This window comes from Micromonospora sp. M51 (assembly GCF_018070305.1).
Lineage (GTDB): Bacteria > Actinomycetota > Actinomycetes > Mycobacteriales > Micromonosporaceae > Micromonospora > Micromonospora parva.
On the sequence record NZ_JAGPXZ010000037.1, the window covers coordinates 1 to 16929 of the forward strand.

The window sequence follows — 16929 nt, forward strand, 5'->3', positions numbered from 1 at the left end:
CGTCAGCGCGGTCCTGCTGTTCCAGCTCTACTTCCAGCGCGTCCAGCGGATCCTGGCCCCACCGAGCGTCACGACCGTGGAGAGGGTCCGCTCCGGCACCTCCACCTCGTACACGCACCTGGTGATGGTGGCCGGGGTGGTGTTGGTCTCGACCGGCACCTCGATGGTCATCGCTCGGCCGTCCGGTCACACCCCGGTGGATGTGATGGTTGCCATCCTCGGCGGCCCGGCGCTGTTCCTGCTCGGCAGCGTGCTGTTCGATGCCGTGGTGACGGCCCGGATTCTCTGGTCCCGGGTGCTGGCGATCGTGCTGCTGGCGGGCGTGTTGCTGGGCGCGCTTGTCGCGCCCGGCGCGTTCCGGCTGCCGCCGTTGACAGTCCTGGTGGTGGCGAACCTGGTCCTGCTGCTCACCCTGGCCGGGGAAGGCCTGGCTGCACGGCGCAGACCGGCCGAGGTCACCACGGCGGCCCGATGAGAGGTCGCCCCACCGGCCGCGCGGAGTCTCACCCCAGCATCGGCGGCGCCGGGGTACGGGTGTGTCGTCGGGTGCTGGCCAGGTTCGCCACGGCGATCAGGGCCAGCACGATCATGGCGAGCAGGGCGACCAGGATCGGCGGCAGCACGGGCGTGGCCGGCGCCAGGCACCCCAGCAGCACCACGCCGGCCAGCCGGGAGCGCGAGATGCGTCCGAACACGGTGAAATCGAGGAGGCCCCGGCCGAGCAGGTACAACGCGGGGCTGCCGAGGATGACAGCGGCCCACGACGGCGGGGTCTCACCCAACGGTCGATTCACCACGAGGTCGCTGGTGACCGCCGCGCCGGCGATGCCGGCCACCATGATCAGATGGGTGATCGCGGCGGACTGGGTGAACAACGCCGGGTCGGTCGACCGGACGATCGCGTCGGTCAGCAGCTCACCGGCGCGGTAGATGTAGATCCGCCACATCAGCACCACCGTGCTGAACACCACGAGCAGCGCCCAGGCGCTCTCCAGCGTGTACTCGCTCCTGCTGAAGGTCGTCCCGGTCACGAAGATCGACACCCCGAGCGCGATGATGACGAACTGCCGGTAGCGCTCGGCCACCCGCGCGTGGACCAGCCGCCAGTCCCGGGGTCGTGAGCGACCGATCCGGGGCAGCGGCCAGCCGCACACCGCCCCGACGGACTCGACGACGACCGCGATCTCCCAGATCGGCAGCTGGCCCGAGCCGCCCACGAGCGCCCCGCCGATCCATCCGACGGCGGTGATGGACTGCCTGGTCTGGATCCGGATCGTTGAACGCCGCGGGGGCCAGCCCTTCGAGACGACAACGGCGTAGTAGGCGGTGGTGCTGAGGGGAATGATCACGAAGGTGATCGCGAAGAGCAGCGCACGATCGCCGTACGCGTCGGCCGCGGTCGCCGCCAACAGCAGACTGGCCGCCGCCACCCAGATGAGATGCCCCTGCCCTGATGGACGGGTCAGGTCGATGGTGTCCGCCGTCCACACGGTGAGCGCCCAGATCATCGTGAACGCGAGCAGCAGCACCAACGCCTCGGCGAGGCCCGTCCAGGTCAGGTCGTTGGCGAGCATGTTCGCCAGGGTGACCAGCGCGAAGACGTAGACGAGGTCGAAGAAGAGTTCCAGAAACGCCGGACGTTCCAGGTCCGGATCGGCGGGTGCCGCTGCCGTGGCGCCGCCGTCCGTTGCCATCGACATCGCGCTCCACCCGGCCTCCACCGCACGCCCCCAAAGGGGACAATACGGGCAACGGCTCGGGCTCGGCCCTGTCATCCGTTTCTTACCGTCCGCCGGTCACCCCGACACTGGCGTGTCGTCCCGGCGGCACGGGACGGTCAGGTGACGTCCCGGCGCAGGGGCAGCAACACGGCGATCGCCGAGGCGGCCACCGCGTACGCGGTGAGCAGGAGAGCCCCGGCCGCCGGTGGGAGGAGGTGGACGGCGCCGCTGCCGAGTTCCGCGGAGATGGCGTCGGCGACGTAGGTGAAATCGGTGAGCGCGGCGGTGGCTCCGCCGGGGAGGATCGGGTACAGCGTGTTGACGCCCGGGATCATCATCAGCACCGGCTCCCCCACGTACAGATAGCCGGTCACGACACACAGCGCCGCGATCTGGTGGTGGACGAGGGCGCCCACCCCGGCCCCGAGGAGCAGGTAGACCACCATCGCGACGGCGATACGGCCGAGCAGCGCCAGCACTGTGGTGGCTGGCAGACCGAGTGCGACGCCGCGGGCGGCGGCGACGGCGAACAGCGCCACCGCGGCGGTGCCCGCGAGGACGAGCCCATAGGCGAGACCGACCACCGCGTACGTGGCGAGTTTGGCGGCGAGCACCCGCCCACGGCGCGGCGCGAACAGGAAGGTGACCGCGGCGGTGTGGTGTCGGTGCTCGGAGGTGACCGCGAGGGCCCCGGCTGCGGCCGGCACGAACGCGGTGTAGCCGAGGATGCCGAGGATCGCGCGGAGGCCGGCCTCGGTGTCCAGACCGGGCATCGGCGGGTCGAAGTTCTCCGGCCCCGCCAGCGCCATGGCCCCGAACATGCCGCCGCCCAGCGCAGCGGCGGCGAGCAGCAGGCCGCCCCACATCCGGGTGGCCAGCAGCCTGCGGAACTCCGCTCTGATCAGGAGGTTCATCAGCTGACCGCCTTGTCCCTGGTGAGGTGGAGGAAGAGTTCTTCGAGGCTGGTGGTCTCGACGACCAGCTCGTGCACCCGCACGTGATGGGCGGCGGCGAGGTCGGCGAGGCCCGGCGCGTCCAGCCCCCGTACCCGCAGCCGGTCGGGCCCGGCGGCTTCGACGTGCGGTGCCGGGCCGCCGTTGGCGGGGCCGGCCGTCAGGACGGCAGCGAGCGCGGCCGCGTCGGGTGAGGTGACCAGCACCGCCGGCGGGCCGGCGAGCTGGGAACAGGGCCCGGCGGCGACGAGTTCGCCACGCCGGATCACCACGACGTCATCCACGAGCTGCTGGATCTCGCCGAGCGCGTGGCTGGAGATCAGGACGGTACGGCCCTCGTCGGCGAACTGGCGCAGGAAGCCGCGTAGCCATGACACGCCCTCCGGGTCCAGGCCGTTGCCGGGCTCGTCCAGCAGCAGGACGCGGGGGTCGCCGAGCAACGCTGTGGCGAGGTTGAGCCGCTGCCGCATGCCCGTGGAGAATCCTCGGGTGCGCCGGTGTGCGGCCTCGGCGAGGCCGAGCATGTCGAGCAGGTCGGTGACGCGGCTGTCCGGGTATCCGCCCATCGCGGCGTAGACGCGCAGGTGGTCACGGGCGGTGTGTCCACTGTGGAACGCGTTGGCGTCGAACACGGCGCCGACCGTGCGCGACGGCCGGGCCAGTTGGCCGTACGTCCGCCCGCCGATCGTGGCGGTGCCACCGGTCGGCGACACCAGCCCGGTCATCATGCGCATCGTGGTGGTCTTGCCGGCGCCGTTCGGGCCGAGGAACCCGGTGATCACGCCGGGTCGCACGGTGAAGCTCAGATCACGCACGGCGGTGACGTCACCGAAGCGCTTCGTCAGGCGCGACACCTCGATCGCGAGGTGGTCGCCGGTCACGCGCGGGCCGCCATGGCACGGGTGATCGCCTCCACGAGGCCCGGCGCGGCGGGGCTGGAGAGCACCACCTCGTCGAACTCGCCGTCGACCGCCGCCCGGTCCAGAACGAGGTGCAGCCCTGGTTCCGCCCGGCGGGCCGCCACGAGCTGCCGAGGACCGCCGTACAGGCCCCACACTCCGATCTTGGCGAAGCCGGACACCACGTATCCGCGGCGTGCGCCACGGGCCAGGCGGAGCGGGCTGTCCACCAGGGCGACGTGCCGCACCGCGGTGAGGGGCGGTGCGAACCGCTCCCGCCCGACCCAGACCCGCTCCCATCCGGTGAATCGAATGTCGATCACATCGTTGGTCACCATGACCGATGCCATCAGTCTTCCCCTCTCGTCGTGTCGGAGTCGTCAGTCGACGCGGGTGCGCGCCTGTCGGCCGTCGGCAGATCGGTGGGCAGCAGGACGGTCGCCAACAGTCGCGGTATCCGCCCGCCGCCGGGTTGGTTGCCGAGCAACGGGCCCACCAGTGCGTTGAGCCCGGCGGCGAACTCGCCCAGTTCGGCGTCGGTGAGGTGCAGCACGAGTTGCTGGTAGCCCACGCCGTCGGCGGTGAAGTCGATCCGCTCCCGGGTGAGATAGCGGGAGAACTCCGACAGCAGGCTCGACATGAACGCCGTGAAGTAACGGGCGTGGTCCTCCCGCGTAGCCGTGGCGAGGGCCGCAGGGTCGAGCGTCGCGCCGCGCGCGGGCAACGCGTACACCCGCTCGACGGCACCGCGCACCCTGCGTTCATCGATCACCTCGACCAGCCCGGCCTTGACCAGGATCGCCAGGTGCCGGTACATCGTGGCCTGGGGGACATCGGGCAGCAGCTCAAGCAGGCCCTGCGTGGTCAGGCGGGTGCCCGCGACCGCACGCAGGATCCGGATCCGCACCGGGTGCAGCGCCAGGTCCGCCCAGCGTTCTCTCGACATCTCCACGCCCGAACGTTATCACTATTGATAGTGATAACAAAGCGTGGCGTTCCACCCGGGTGGCCCTTCGGCCCTCGATGTCAGCTACGGGTGGCGAGACGCCGGCGGACCTTGTCCCGGATCGACTCCGGCAGGTCGGGTGCCTCCAGCAGGCGGGGCAGCAGCTCCGGCTCCAGGGTGGTGGCCCGGAACACCTCACCGATGGTCACCCCGTGCGCGGGCCGGTCCACCACGTCGACCGGGTCACCCGGCCCCACCTCCCCCTCGCGAAGCACCCGCAGGTAGGCACCGGGCAGCGCCCGGACGGTGAACCGCTTGATCAGATCCGGTACGCCCCAGAAGCCGGCGAAGGTGGCGCACGGCGTTCGCGGCTTGGTCACCTGGAGCACTGCCGATCCGACCTGCCACTGCTCACCGATCACCGCGCCGGTCAGGTCCACCGCGTACGTGGTGAGGTTCTCGCCGAAGCCGCCGGGCCCGATACCGCGCCCCAGTTCGGTGGCCCACCAGGCGGCGTCCTCTTCCGCGTAGGCGTAGACCGCCTGGTCCTCGCCCCCGTGGTGGGCCCGCTCGCCGATGAAGTCGCCAACCACCCCGTCGACGCGGAACAGCACAGGCGAGTCCACCGACCGCTTGTCGATGCCGCTGCGCCCGCTCGCGTCGCCGGCCCACTCCGCCTCGGTCACCACGCCGAGGTTCACCGCTGCCACCCTGCCCGTCATGACGGTCAGCCTAGCGGGGGCCGGCAGGGTTGACCCGCCCTCAAGATCGTCTACCGGTACCCGGGGCGACCCTCAGCCCTTGACGGCGCCGGCCACCAGACCGGAGACCATCCGACGCTGCACCAGCAGGAAGAAGATGATGACCGGCAGGGTGAACAGGGTGGACGCGGCCATCACCGGACCCCAGTTGGTGTCGTCGCGACCGAAGAAGAAGGTCATCGCCACCGGCAGCGTGTAGCTGCCCTGGTCGTTGATGAACGTCAACGCGAAGATCAGCTCGTTCCACGCGGTGATGAAGGAGAAGATGCTGGTGGCCACCAGGCCGGGCGCGACCAGCGGGAAGAGCACCCGGCGGAAGGTCTGGGCCCGGCTGGCCCCGTCGATCGCCGCCGCCTCCTCCAGCTCCTTCGGCACCGCCGCGACGAAGCCGCGCAGCATCCAGACCGCGAACGGCAGCGAGAAACCCAGGTACGTGAGGATCAGGCTGGGCAGGGTGTTGTAGAGCCCCAGCCGCTGGATCATCAGGAACAGCGGGATGACCAACGCCTCCAGCGGGATCATCTGCACCACCAGCAGCATGATCAGAAAGCTGGTCCGCAGCTTGAAGCGGAACCGGGCCACAGCTGTCGCGGCGAGCAACGCCACCAGACCGCTGAGCACCACCGTCGAGACGGCGACGAGTGCGCTGTTGAGGAAGAAGTCGAGGAAGCTGACACCGGGGATCAGGTTGCCGGTCAGGATCTCCCGGTAGTGCTCAAGCGTCGGGTGGGTCGGCACCGGCTGCGGGGTGGCCGAGAAGATCTCTCTGCTCGGCTTCAGCGAGGTGGAGATCATCCAGTAGACCGGGAACGCCGCGAAGAGCGCGACCAGCAGCCCGGCGCCGTTGAGGGCGACCTTCTTCACGACTCGTCCTCCTGCCTGAGCACCATGCGTACGTAGAAGCCGGTGACCACCAACAGGATCAGCGTGAGGATGACCGCAATGGCCGCGCCGAGCCCGTACTTCGGCGGCGGAGAGAATGCTTCGGCGTACGAGTAGATGGCGAGCATGAACGTCGGCCGGTCCTGGGTGCCGCCGGCCAGCACGAACTGCTGGGTGAAGACCTTGAAGTCCCAGATCGTGGAGAGCACGATCAGGATTCCGAAGACCGGGCGCAGCAACGGAAAGGTGATCTTCCAGAAGACCCGCCACGGGCTGGCGCCGTCCACCCGGGCCGCCTCGTGCAGCTCACTCGGCACGCTCTTCAGCCCGGCGAGCACGCTCACCGCGATGAACGGGAACGAGTGCCAGACCACCACCAGCGTGAGGATGGCGAAGAAGAGCAGTGGCGAGTTGAACCAGCCGTAGCCGGTCCAGTCGCTGCGCCCGAACAGGCCGTTCGAGAGCCCGTCCGGCAGCGCGTTGAACAACCAGGTGACCAGGCCGCTCGTATCGTCGAAGATCCACTTCCAGACGATGGTGCCGGTCAGCGCCGGCGTGGCCCAGGCGAGCATCACGCAGCTCGCCACGAACGTCGCCATCTTGCGACCGAGCCGGTTGAGCAGCAACCCCACCAGGGTGCCGAGCACCATCGTGAGCAGCACGTTGGCCGCGGCGAACAGCACCGTGTTGCGCAGCACGGTCAGGAAGAACGGATCGGAGAGAATGTCGGTGTAGTTGCCGAGCCCCACCCACGGCCACTCCCGATCGCCGCGTAGTTGCCGGACGCTGTTCAGCCGGTAGAAGGACATCACCACCACCTGGCCGAGCGGCCAGAGCAGCAGCACCCCGATGATCAGCAGGGCGGGCAGGAGCAGCAGGTAGGGCAGGCGGTCCACCCGGCGACGGCGCCGCGCGGGGGTGTCCCGCGCGGCGGCCGTCTCCGGCACCTCGGTCAGCGTGCTCACTTGGCGTTGAGGATGCTTTCCATCTCGGTGGCCGCGTCGGCGGTGGCCTTCTCGACCGTCTTCTGACCCTTCATCACCGAGCTGTTCATCGCCTGGGTCACCGTCTTCGTCCGGCTGACCTCCACCCACTTCGGGGTGAGCGGCGTGAGCTTGGTGTTCTGCATCGTGGTGGCGAACGCCGCCATCACCTTGTCGTTCGCGTACGCGTCACCGGACACCAGATCCTGGTAGACCGGGAAGAAGCCGAGGCTGCTCGCGAAGCTCTGCGCGTTCTTCTTGTTCAGCAGCACGGTCAGGTAGTCCCAGGCCAGGTCCTGCCGCTCGCTGTCCTTCCAGATCGCCACGTCCGAGCCGCCCGCGAAACCGGGCGCCGCCTTGCCGTCCGGGCCGGGGATCGGGAACGTACCCCAGACCTTCTCGATCTCGGGGTTGTCCTTCTTGATGGCACCCTGCTGCCAGCTGCCGGCGAAGGCCATCGCGGCCTTGCCGGTGGCGAACTGGGTACGCGCGTCGATCTCGTTCCAGCCCGCGGCGGCCGGCGGGGCCACCTTGTGGACGGTCACCAGGTCGGTCCAGAACTTGACCGCCCGCTGCGCCTCCGGCGTGGTGTAGCCGGACTTCCAGGTGCCGCCCTGGTTGCTGGCGATCTCACCGCCGGCTCCCCAGAGGAAGGAGTAGAAGGGCAGCTCGGAGTTGCCCGGCAGGGCGATGCCGTAGGTGCCCTTCTTCTTCGCCTGCACGGCCTTGGCCACGCTGACCAGGTCGTCCCAGGTCTTCGGGGGCTGCACGCCAGCCTCGGCGAACCAGTCGGTGCGGTAGTAGATGGCCCGCACACCCGCGTACCAGGGCACGCCGTACTGCTTGCCGTCGAGCTGCGCGTTACGCACCAGGTCGGGCAGCAGGTCCTTGCCGTCCGCCCAGCCACCCATCCGGCTGCTCACGTCGGCGAGCGCCTCCTGGGCGGCCCACCCCTGGGTCTCGGTGTTGCCCAGCTCGGTGATGTCCGGTCCCTCACCGCCGGCGAGCGCGGCCTGGAACTTCTTGGGCGCCTCCAGCCAGGGGATGTACTGCACGACCACATCGGTGTCGGGATGCTTCTGACGGAACTCGGCCTCGACCCCGTCGAGGAAGGAATTCTGCGCGTCCCCGCCCTCGCCCATCATCCAGACCGTGAGCTTGCTGTCGTCGGCCGCGTCGTCGCCGGAGCCCCCACAGCCGGTCAGCACCATCGCGGCCGAGGCCACCATGGCGGTGACCGGGGCCAACCGCTTCCACCTGTTCACGCCACTTCTCCCCTCGCGCCGCCTGGAACTAACCTTCTCCGCCGCACCCTAGTACGGAGAATTCCTTTACGACAGTGGGTGGCGCTGGCCGAAGCGTGGCGAACGTACCGCAGCGCCCCACCGGCGGGCACTCCGACGTCGGGCCAAAGTTGGGCGCTTCAACACGAAAGAGCGCCCGGCGTGGCCGGGCGCTCTTTCGTGTCGTGCTGTCCCACCGGTGGTGGGGGTGTTACCAGATGATGCCGGGTCGTTATCGGGTGATGCTGCGGCGGCGACCCACGCCGGCCACCAGCGCGACAGCGATCGCGGCCACCACGACCTGCACCAGCAGCTCGCCCCAGTCGACACCGCTGGTCTCGGTCGCGATGCCGATGGCCCGCGCCAGGACAGTGCCCAGCAGCGCCGCACCGACACCGATCAGCAGGTGCAGCCAGATCGGCATGTTCTGCCGGCCCGGAACGACCAGACGGCCGAGCGCGCCGACGATGAGACCAACAACGATCGCAGTGATGATGCCCCACACGGTGAGCTCCACGGCCACCCTCCTTCAAGAATGTCTGACACACGGTGCGTGTGCTTCCTGTCGTGACCGTTAATTGCCCGACCCACCCAAATTCCAAACCGACTTCACTCACCAAACGATCACGATCTGGCCGACAGGAGCACGTTCCACCGCCCGCGACCACTGGCCGCGTTCAACAAGGGGTCGCCGCATTCGGCGGTGTCGTCGTTCGACGGAGCTGGCAGAGATCTTGGACAGTTTCCGTTCAGTCTGAACGGAAACTGTCCAAGATCTCTCGATACGGGGCTGCGGCGTGCCAGTGCGGCGACCCGGAACCCCCGGCTCCCCCGGGAACCGAAACGATGACCGCGGTCCGGCTCGCCGCACGCCTGGCAAGTCGCCAGCAGACTCGGGAGGCTGCGCCGCGTAGACCGCGAGCTGCACGCCGCGGACCTTCGGCCGCACAGACAGACATCGGGCCGCCTGCCGAAACGTCGGGCGGAGGCCGTCGCGACGGTACGAAGACGGCGACGCCCACCCGTGGCGGGCGGAACGTCGATGGGCGCCCGACCTGTCGGCCGGGCGCCCATCGATGGTGTCGCTGGTAAGGGTTGGTGCCGTGGTGTTACCGGGTCACGCGGCGGCGGCCACCCACACCGGCCACCAGCGCGACAGCGATCGCCGCGACCACGACCTGCACCAGCAGCTCGCCCCAGTCGACACCGCTCGTCTCGGTCGCGATGCCGATGGCCCGCGCCAGAACGGTGCCCAGCAGTGCCGCACCGATACCGATCAGCATGTGCAGCCAGATCGGCATGTTCTGCCGGCCCGGAACGACCAGACGGCCGAGCGCGCCGACGATGAGACCAACAACGATCGCAGTGATGATGCCCCACACGGTGAACTCCACGGTCGCCCTCCTTCTAAGAATGTCTGACACACGAGCTGTGTGCTTCCTGTCGTGACGGCTAAGTGCCCGGCCCCCCGAAAACCCAAACCGACTCACCCCGAAGAAGAGCGTCGTCCGTCGATGCTCCAGCGGCGCGTCGATTGGCCCGTGGTTGCGTCCACACAGGTAGGAGGCGGTTTCGTCGACCCACCGACCCGACGACAGCGACGGAAAAAATTGCCGCACCGACGGTCGCACCGCCGCACCACAGCGTCGAGCCCCAGCACCCCAACATCCCGCGCCACAGCGCCGACGCTCCCAGCACGAAGCACCCCGCACTCCGCGCCCCGCCCCGCGGCCCGCGCCAGTGGAGACGGTGCCGACGCCGACGCCCACACCACGCGGGGCGACCGGGACGCCCTGAAACGCGACGCGCCCGGGCGTGTGACACCCGGGCGCGTACAGCGTCGTGAACTACTTCTTGCCGGCGGCCTTGCCGTCGCCGGAGTCGGAGGAGAGGGCGGCGATGAAGGCCTCCTGCGGCACCTCGACCCGGCCGACCATCTTCATTCGCTTCTTGCCTTCCTTCTGCTTCTCCAGCAGCTTGCGCTTGCGGCTGATGTCACCGCCGTAGCACTTGGCGAGCACATCCTTGCGGATCGCCCGGATGGTCTCGCGGGCGATGACCCGGCTGCCGATGGCCGCCTGGATCGGCACCTCGAACTGCTGGCGCGGGATCAACGTGCGCAGCTTCGCGGCGATGGTGACCCCGTAGTTGTACGCCTTGTCCTTGTGCACGATGGCGCTGAACGCGTCCACCGGCTCGCCGTGCAGCAGGATGTCCACCTTCACCAGGTCGGACGCCTGCTCGCCGGAGGGCTCGTAGTCCAGCGACGCGTAGCCCTTGGTGCGGCTCTTCAGCTGGTCGAAGAAGTCGTAGATGATCTCCGCGAGGGGCAGCGTGTAGCGCAGCTCCACCCGGTCCGCGGAGAGGTAGTCCATGCCGAGCAGGGTGCCGCGCCGGCCCTGGCACAGCTCCATCACCGCGCCCACGTAGTCGTTCGGGGTCAGCACGGTGGCCCGGACCACCGGCTCGTACACCTCGGCGATCTTGCCGGTGGGGTACTCGCTCGGGTTGGTCACCACGATCTCCTCGCCGTCGTCCGTGATCGCCCGGTAGACGACGTTCGGGGCGGTGGAGATCAGGTCGAGGTTGTATTCGCGCTCCAGCCGCTCCCGGATGATCTCCAGGTGGAGCAGGCCGAGGAAGCCGCAGCGGAAGCCGAAGCCGAGCGCCCCGGAGGTCTCCGGCTCGTAGTCCAGCGCGGCGTCGTTGAGCTTGAGCTTGTCCAACGCCTCGCGCAGGTTCGGGTAGTCGGACCCGTCGATCGGGTAGAGGCCGGAGTAGACCATCGGCTTCGGGTCCTTGTAGCCACCCAACGCCTCGGCCGCCGGCCGGCTGTTGATGGTGACAGTGTCACCGACCCGGGACTGCCGGACGTCCTTCACGCCGGTGATCAGGTAGCCGACCTCGCCGACGCCGAGCGCCTCGGCCTTGACCATCTCGGGTGAGATGACGCCGATCTCCAGCAGCTCGTGCACCGCACCGGTGGACATCATCTTGATCCGCTCGCGGGCGCTGATCCGACCGTCGATGACGCGGACGTAGGTGACGACGCCGCGGTAGACGTCGTACACCGAATCGAAGATCATCGCCCGGGCGGGCGCCTCGGCGTCGCCGACCGGTGGGATGAACTGCCGGACGATCTCGTCGAGCAGGTGCGGGACGCCCTCGCCGGTCTTGCCGGAGACCCGGATGCAGTCGGCGGGGTCGCCGCCGATGAGGTGGGCCAGCTCCTCGGCGTACTTCTCCGGCTGCGCGGCCGGCAGGTCGATCTTGTTGAGCACCGGGATGATGCGCAGGTCGTTCTCAAGGGCCAGGTAGAGGTTGGCCAGGGTTTGCGCCTCGATGCCCTGGGCGGCGTCGACCAGCAGCACAGCGCCCTCGCAGGCGGCCAGCGACCGGGACACCTCGTAGGTGAAGTCCACGTGCCCCGGGGTGTCGATCATGTTGAGCACGGCGTGCTCGCCGGCCCGCTCACCCTCGCGGATCGTCCACGGCATGCGGACGGCCTGACTCTTGATGGTGATGCCGCGCTCGCGCTCGATGTCCATCCGGTCCAGGTACTGCGCGCGCATCTGCCGGGGGTCGACCACGCCGGTGAGCTGCAACATCCGGTCGGCCAGGGTCGACTTCCCGTGGTCGATGTGGGCGATGATGCCGAAGTTCCGGATGCGACCGGGGTCGGTGGCACCAGGGGCGTTCGCGCCGGGATCGAGCTTCGGTGGCACAGCGGTCCGTTCTGGTCGGCTGACGTGAACAGGCCGGCGCGCCGCCGACCCCCTCTATGTTCCCACGCCGCCGGGGTGCCCCCACTGCGCGGGCGATGGATCGGCCCGAGAACCCCTCACTCCATCGGCGGCTCGACGAAGAGCGCGGCCAGCCGGGGCAGCCGCCGGCGCGCCTCGTCCTCGTCGTCGAAGTCCCAGAAGTCGTTGAGGTCGGGCGTCCGCACCGGGTCACGGTCCGCCGGCAGGTCGGTAGCGGTGGCCTTGCGGTACGCGTCCCAGGGCACCGAGAGCATCTGCTCGGCGGAGAACTCCTCGCCGGTGAGCGAGGCCGCCCGCACCTGGGGCAGTTCGGCCAGCGAGTCCGGTTCGGCGACAGCGCGGGCGAAGACGGCACGCCCCTGCGTCATCAGCCAGCCCCGGAAGTGTTCGAAGCCGTCGGCCGAGGCACCACCGTTGATCAGGTACGCCGCGCCCCACAGATCCGCCTTGTGCGAGGCGGCGAGCACCCGCGTCTGATGCCGCGCGTACCCGATGATGTCCTCCGGGTCGCGCTCGGCGAGCAGCGCGACGGCCCGCGCGGCGACCGGGCCGGGCTCACCACCGCCGCCCGCCCGCGCCTCGTCGATCAGCTGCCAGAAGTCCTCGGTCCTCATGGCTTGGCAGTCTGGCAGTGCCGCCGCGCGTCGTGCACGTACCCCAGGGCAGCATGGTGGGGTGTCCTCGCCCCAACTGCCGCCGGTGCCGTACCACGCGAGCGCCCAGCGCCCGTCGTGGCCGGCGTTGCCGGCGGCGCTGCGGGCCGCGGTCGCGGACCGGCTCGGCGCGCCGGTGGTCACCGCCCGGGTCGCGGGCGCGGGCTTCACCAGGGGTTTCGCCGCCGTGCTCGACACCGCCGACGGTGCTCGGGCCTTCGTCAAGGCCGCACCCGCCGCCGAGCAACCGCATCTGGTCGACTGGTACGCCCGAGAGGCAGCGATCCTCGACCGGCTGCCGGTGGACCTGCCGGCGCCCCGCCCCCGGTGGACCCTCTCCGCGGCCGGCTGGTTCGTGCTGTGCACCGACGCCGTCGACGGACACACCCCGAGCCTGCCCTGGGTGCCCGCCGAGCTGGACGCCACCCTCGCCGGGTACGCGCAGATCGCCGCCGCCCTGGCCGACCCGCCGGCCGAGCTGACCGCGCTCGGCCTGCCGCGCCTGGCCGACCTGGCCCGGTCGGACATCCTCTGGTGGGAGGAGGTCGCCGCCGGTCGCGAGCCGACCCCACCCCTGCCCGCGCCGCTGCTGGCCCGGCTGCCCGAGCTGGTGGAGTTGGAGTCGCTCCTCCCCCGGTACGCCGCCGGGGCGACCGGTCTGATCCACGGCGACCTACGGCTCGACAACGTGTTGATCGGGTCGGACGGCCGAGCCTGGTTCTGCGACTGGACCTGGGTCTGCTCCGGGCCCGCCTGGTTCGACCTGGCCGGCCTGCTGCTCACCGCGTACGCCAGTGGGCTGGACGCGGACCGGCTCTTCGCCACGCACCCGGCGTGCGCGGGCGCGCCCGCCGACGCGTTGGACGCCGCGCTCGCCGCGCTCGCCGGCTACTACCTCACCGGCGCGGCGGCCGCACCGCCCACGGCCTCGCCGCACCGGCGCGCACACCAGCGATGGAGCGGCGAGCAGTCGCTCAGCTGGCTGGCCGACCGCCAGGGCTGGCAGTGACGGCGGGCCGGCGGATCGTGATCGACTCGGGTTTCTTGAAGTCGGGCTGTCAGCCGTGGTCGGATGGCCCGGTTTGCAGGAAGGCGAGTGGATCAAGCGTCGAGCGTCCGGATGAGCCCGCGAACCGGGCGGAGGCGGTTTCGGCCGAGCCGTTTTGGCTCGTCCCGGGCGACCTGGTAACCTGGCTCTTCGCGCAGCGGTGACGCATGTTCGTCATCATGCGCAATAAGCTGACCAACCCGAGCTATCAAGACGAGGCTGTCGCGTGGCGAACATCAAGTCCCAGATCAAGCGCAACCGGCAGAACGAGAAGGCCCGGCTGCGCAACAAGTCGGTCAAGTCGTCGCTGAAGACCGCCGTCCGGAAGTTCCACGAGGCTGCCGAGGCCGGTGACGTCGAGAAGGCGACCGCGCTCATGCTGGACGCCTCTCGCAAGCTGGACAAGGCCGTCAGCAAGGGCGTGATCCACTCCAACCAGGCCGCGAACCGCAAGTCCGCGATCGCAAAGCGCGTGGTGGCGCTCTCCGCCTGACGACTTCACCGTCAGACTGATTCGGAAAGCCCCGGGCCCAGGCCCGGGGCTTCCGTGTGTCCTGGTAGTCGTCGGTCGGCCGACGTGCCTCCTCGAACAGCGCCGGCCCAGCGGCCGGCCGGGCTTCTCCGGGCCGGCCGTTCGGTGCGGGCCCCTGCCGGGGTCGGTGCTCAGTCTGACGGGTTGGCCCGCCGCTGCGGTGGCGGCGGGTCGGCGGTGATCACCACGCCGGGAACGCTGTGCGAGATCCACTCCACCCGGGCTCGGCCGACCACCGGTTCCATCTGCCGGCGAAACCGGTCCCGTTCCTGCTCGGGTACGAGCGCGGCGGAGCGGACCACGACCGCGGCCACCATGTCGTTGAGCTTGACCATGGCCGCCACCACGACCGGCAGCACCAGCACCGCCCACCAGCTGACCAACTCGGCGAGGGCGAGCAGGACCGCCAGGGCGATGGCACCCTCGAAGAAGAGGAAGCACAGCACGCCACCGGGGTTGACGAACCGCAGGCCGAGGAGCCGGGCGTAGAGCGGCCGGTACCGCTCCTCGTCCACGGACATGGTGGCCCACACTGGGCGGTTCGCCCCCGTCACCTGGTGCTGCCCTGCCGGGCCGCCGCAACCGAGAAGACCGCACGTTCCAGGGCGTACGCCCGGTCGTCGGACCCGCCCTTGACGGCCGCGTTGCACTCGGCGGCGACCTGCATGGCCCGGACCAGTCCCTCCGGCGTCCAGCCCCGCCCCTGTCGCTGCGCCCGCTCGATCTTCCAGGCGGGCATGCCGAGGCTGCTGGCGAGCTGGTACGGGCTGCCCCGCCCGGCCGACGCCACCCGGGCCACCGTCCGCACCCCGTCGGCCAGCGCGTCGGCGATGGGCACCGGGTCGACCCCGACGTGCAGGGCCCACCGCAGTGCCTCGAGCGCGGCCGGCACGTCGCCGACCATTGTGGCGTCCGCCACGGTGAAGCCGGTCACCTCGACCCGACCCCGGTAGTAACGGGACACCGTCTCGGCGCTGATCCGCCCATCGGTGTCGGCGATCAGTTGGGAGCAGGCGGCGGCCAGCTCGCGCAGGTCGTTGCCGACGGCGGCGATGAGCGCCTCGGCGGCGTCGTCGGTGCACTTCCCCCCGGCCCGGCGGATCTCGTCACGGACGAAGGCCACCCGCTCGCGGTGCCCCTTGAGCTTGCCGGCCGGGACCACCGTTGCGCCGGCAGCCCGCAGGCCGTCGGCGAACGCCTTGCCCTTCGCGCCGCCCAGGTGCAGCACCAGCAGTTGGACGTCCGGGTCGGGATTCTTCGCGTACGCCAACAGCGCGGCGACCAGGTCCTTGCGGGCATCCTGGCCGGAGCGCAGGATCAGCAGCCGCCGTCCGCCGAACAGTGAGGGGCTGAGCATCTCGGCGATCTCACCGACGGTGAGCGCACTGGCCTGGTACTCGCGGACGTCCACCTCGGGGTCGACGCCGCGAACCTTCGCGACAGCTTCGGTGACCGCGCGCGTGGCGAGCAGTTCCTCGTCACCGAGGACGAGCAGAATGGGGGCGAGGCTGGCGGGGGTCACGTCGCCCATATTCGCACGGCCTGCGGCGGGATCGTGCCTGCTCATTCGCTGCTTGGTCGGCGCAGCCCGCACACAGTGCAAATCAAGACATCTAACTCGATTCCCCCCTTAATGCGCAAATCGTTCATCGAATCGGAGTGCGGCTCAGGGCTGCCGGCCTGCGGGCAGACCTCGCCGGGCCACCGCGAGACCGTTGCCCGTTCGGACCGCCGCCACATCGCCGTCCGTGTCGGTGCGCAGCACCCGGACGCCGCCGCTGTTGAGGCGGGCGAGCAGCCCCGGGCTCGGGTGCCCGTAGGTGTTGCCGGTGCCCACCGGCACGAGCGCCACCGCCGGCCGCACCGCGTCGAGGAAGCCCGGGTCCTGATACGCCGAACCGTGGTGCGCGACCTTCAACACGTCCGCCCTCAACTGGCCGGGCGCCGCCCGGGTCACCATCGCGTGCTGCTCCTCGGTCTCCGCGTCGCCGGCCAGCAGGATCCGCACCCCGGCCACCGTGGCGCGCAGCACCAGTGAGTTGTTGTTCGGGTCGGATCTGGTCCCCGCCAGCGGGTACGGCGGGCCGAGCACCAACAGGTCGACCCCGCCCACGGGATGGCGAGCGCCGGCCACGGTGGTCAGCAGCGCGGCCCGCCCGCCGGTGGCCGCCGCCCGGACCAGGTCCCGGCCGCTCTCCGGGTCCGTCGATGACGGCGTCAGCACGGCACCCACCCGCCGCCCTCGGAACACCCCGGCCACCCCGCCCACGTGGTCCACGTGAAAGTGGCTGATCACCAGCAGCGGCACCTCCCGTACTCCGAGCCGGCGCAGGCAACCGTCCACCGCACCTGGTTCCGGCCCGGCGTCCACCACCACGGCCCGGCCGCTGCCGACCGGAAGCACCACGGCGTCGCCCTGCCCGACCGCACAGGCCACCACCACCCAACCGGCGGGCGGCCAGCCGGCGGCCACCAGCCGCACCGGCAGGGCACCCAGCACCGCG

19 protein-coding genes are annotated in these 16929 nt (G+C 70.3%); 3 read left to right on the plus strand and 16 right to left on the minus strand.

What is annotated here, in order from left to right:
- The coding region (locus tag KBX53_RS03960) for a low temperature requirement protein A (RefSeq protein WP_210857836.1) at positions 1-475 on the plus strand (475 nt) is incomplete at its 5' end.
- 28 nt (positions 476-503) lie between these two features.
- Here KBX53_RS03960 and KBX53_RS03965 read toward each other — a convergent pair.
- The 13 genes from KBX53_RS03965 to KBX53_RS04025 all read right to left on the minus strand — a co-directional run bounded on the left by KBX53_RS03965 (position 504) and on the right by KBX53_RS04025 (position 12806).
- Positions 504-1700, minus strand: a complete 1197-nt coding sequence (locus tag KBX53_RS03965; protein WP_210857837.1) for a low temperature requirement protein A — start codon at positions 1698-1700, stop codon at positions 504-506.
- Between the two features lie 137 nt (positions 1701-1837).
- Positions 1838-2635, minus strand: a complete 798-nt coding sequence (locus KBX53_RS03970; protein WP_030336487.1) for an ABC transporter permease — start codon at positions 2633-2635, stop codon at positions 1838-1840.
- On the minus strand, positions 2635-3555 hold the full coding sequence (locus tag KBX53_RS03975) for an ABC transporter ATP-binding protein (RefSeq protein ID WP_030336489.1): 921 nt from the start codon (positions 3553-3555) through the stop codon (positions 2635-2637). The genes KBX53_RS03970 and KBX53_RS03975 overlap by 1 nt, the downstream gene beginning before the upstream one ends.
- Complete coding sequence (locus KBX53_RS03980) at positions 3552-3923, minus strand: hypothetical protein (protein ID WP_210857838.1); 372 nt, start codon at positions 3921-3923, stop codon at positions 3552-3554. Before KBX53_RS03980 ends, KBX53_RS03975 begins: the two co-directional genes overlap by 4 nt.
- Positions 3923-4519 carry a helix-turn-helix domain-containing protein gene (locus KBX53_RS03985; RefSeq protein WP_210857844.1) on the minus strand — a complete coding sequence of 199 codons (597 nt, stop codon included), beginning with the start codon at positions 4517-4519 and terminating at the stop codon, positions 3923-3925. Before KBX53_RS03985 ends, KBX53_RS03980 begins: the two co-directional genes overlap by 1 nt.
- Positions 4520-4599: 80 nt before the next feature.
- Positions 4600-5241, minus strand: coding sequence for an MOSC domain-containing protein (locus KBX53_RS03990; RefSeq protein ID WP_210857839.1), 642 nt, complete (start codon positions 5239-5241; stop codon positions 4600-4602).
- A 72-nt stretch (positions 5242-5313) separates the two neighbouring features.
- The gene (locus tag KBX53_RS03995; protein ID WP_030336496.1) at positions 5314-6144 is read right to left on the minus strand and encodes a carbohydrate ABC transporter permease; all 831 of its coding nucleotides are present in this window, start codon (positions 6142-6144) and stop codon (positions 5314-5316) included.
- A complete protein-coding gene (locus tag KBX53_RS04000; RefSeq protein WP_210857840.1) occupies positions 6141-7127 on the minus strand; it encodes a carbohydrate ABC transporter permease in 987 nt (328 codons plus the stop codon). The genes KBX53_RS03995 and KBX53_RS04000 overlap by 4 nt, the downstream gene beginning before the upstream one ends.
- Positions 7124-8410 (minus strand): sugar ABC transporter substrate-binding protein, encoded by a 1287-nt coding sequence (locus KBX53_RS04005; RefSeq protein WP_030336500.1) that lies wholly within the window; start codon positions 8408-8410, stop codon positions 7124-7126. The genes KBX53_RS04000 and KBX53_RS04005 overlap by 4 nt, the downstream gene beginning before the upstream one ends.
- A 250-nt stretch (positions 8411-8660) precedes the next feature.
- Positions 8661-8945: a GlsB/YeaQ/YmgE family stress response membrane protein gene (locus KBX53_RS04010; protein ID WP_210857841.1), complete on the minus strand. Its 285-nt coding sequence runs from the start codon at positions 8943-8945 to the stop codon at positions 8661-8663.
- A gap of 592 nt (positions 8946-9537) precedes the next feature.
- Positions 9538-9822 (minus strand): GlsB/YeaQ/YmgE family stress response membrane protein, encoded by a 285-nt coding sequence (locus KBX53_RS04015; RefSeq protein ID WP_030336503.1) that lies wholly within the window; start codon positions 9820-9822, stop codon positions 9538-9540.
- A gap of 453 nt (positions 9823-10275) precedes the next feature.
- Positions 10276-12153, minus strand: a complete 1878-nt coding sequence (gene lepA / locus KBX53_RS04020) for a translation elongation factor 4 (protein ID WP_030336504.1) — start codon at positions 12151-12153, stop codon at positions 10276-10278.
- A gap of 116 nt (positions 12154-12269) precedes the next feature.
- The gene (locus tag KBX53_RS04025) at positions 12270-12806 is read right to left on the minus strand and encodes a DUF4240 domain-containing protein (protein ID WP_030336505.1); all 537 of its coding nucleotides are present in this window, start codon (positions 12804-12806) and stop codon (positions 12270-12272) included.
- A gap of 61 nt (positions 12807-12867) precedes the next feature.
- Here KBX53_RS04025 and KBX53_RS04030 point away from each other — a divergent pair, with 61 nt between their 5' ends.
- On the plus strand, positions 12868-13854 hold the full coding sequence (locus KBX53_RS04030; RefSeq protein WP_307857912.1) for a phosphotransferase: 987 nt from the start codon (positions 12868-12870) through the stop codon (positions 13852-13854).
- Between the two features lie 265 nt (positions 13855-14119).
- Positions 14120-14386: a 30S ribosomal protein S20 gene (rpsT, locus tag KBX53_RS04035; protein WP_030336508.1), complete on the plus strand. Its 267-nt coding sequence runs from the start codon at positions 14120-14122 to the stop codon at positions 14384-14386.
- A gap of 170 nt (positions 14387-14556) precedes the next feature.
- Here rpsT and KBX53_RS04040 read toward each other — a convergent pair whose 3' ends face one another.
- The 3 genes from KBX53_RS04040 to KBX53_RS04050 form a co-directional block, all read right to left on the minus strand.
- A complete protein-coding gene (locus tag KBX53_RS04040; protein WP_030336509.1) occupies positions 14557-14946 on the minus strand; it encodes a hypothetical protein in 390 nt (129 codons plus the stop codon).
- 29 nt (positions 14947-14975) lie between these two features.
- Positions 14976-15956: a DNA polymerase III subunit delta gene (gene holA, locus KBX53_RS04045; RefSeq protein WP_030336512.1), complete on the minus strand. Its 981-nt coding sequence runs from the start codon at positions 15954-15956 to the stop codon at positions 14976-14978.
- A gap of 135 nt (positions 15957-16091) precedes the next feature.
- On the minus strand, positions 16092-16929 hold an 838-nt coding region (locus tag KBX53_RS04050), incomplete at its 5' end, for a ComEC/Rec2 family competence protein (protein ID WP_210857843.1).

Bases quoted from the DNA above. Each gene is read 5' to 3' on its own strand.
- KBX53_RS03965 (WP_210857837.1), bottom strand. From the start codon at position 1,700: ATGTCGATGGCAACGGACGGCGGCGCCACGGCAGCGGCACCCGCCGAT.
- KBX53_RS03970 (WP_030336487.1), bottom strand. From the start codon at position 2,635: ATGAACCTCCTGATCAGAGCGGAGTTCCGCAGGCTGCTGGCCACCCGG.
- KBX53_RS03980 (WP_210857838.1), bottom strand. From the start codon at position 3,923: ATGGCATCGGTCATGGTGACCAACGATGTGATCGACATTCGATTCACC.
- KBX53_RS03985 (WP_210857844.1), bottom strand. From the start codon at position 4,519: ATGTCGAGAGAACGCTGGGCGGACCTGGCGCTGCACCCGGTGCGGATC.
- KBX53_RS03990 (WP_210857839.1), bottom strand. From the start codon at position 5,241: ATGACGGGCAGGGTGGCAGCGGTGAACCTCGGCGTGGTGACCGAGGCG.
- KBX53_RS04025 (WP_030336505.1), bottom strand. From the start codon at position 12,806: ATGAGGACCGAGGACTTCTGGCAGCTGATCGACGAGGCGCGGGCGGGC.
- KBX53_RS04040 (WP_030336509.1), bottom strand. From the start codon at position 14,946: ATGTCCGTGGACGAGGAGCGGTACCGGCCGCTCTACGCCCGGCTCCTC.
- holA (WP_030336512.1), bottom strand. From the start codon at position 15,956: ATGGGCGACGTGACCCCCGCCAGCCTCGCCCCCATTCTGCTCGTCCTC.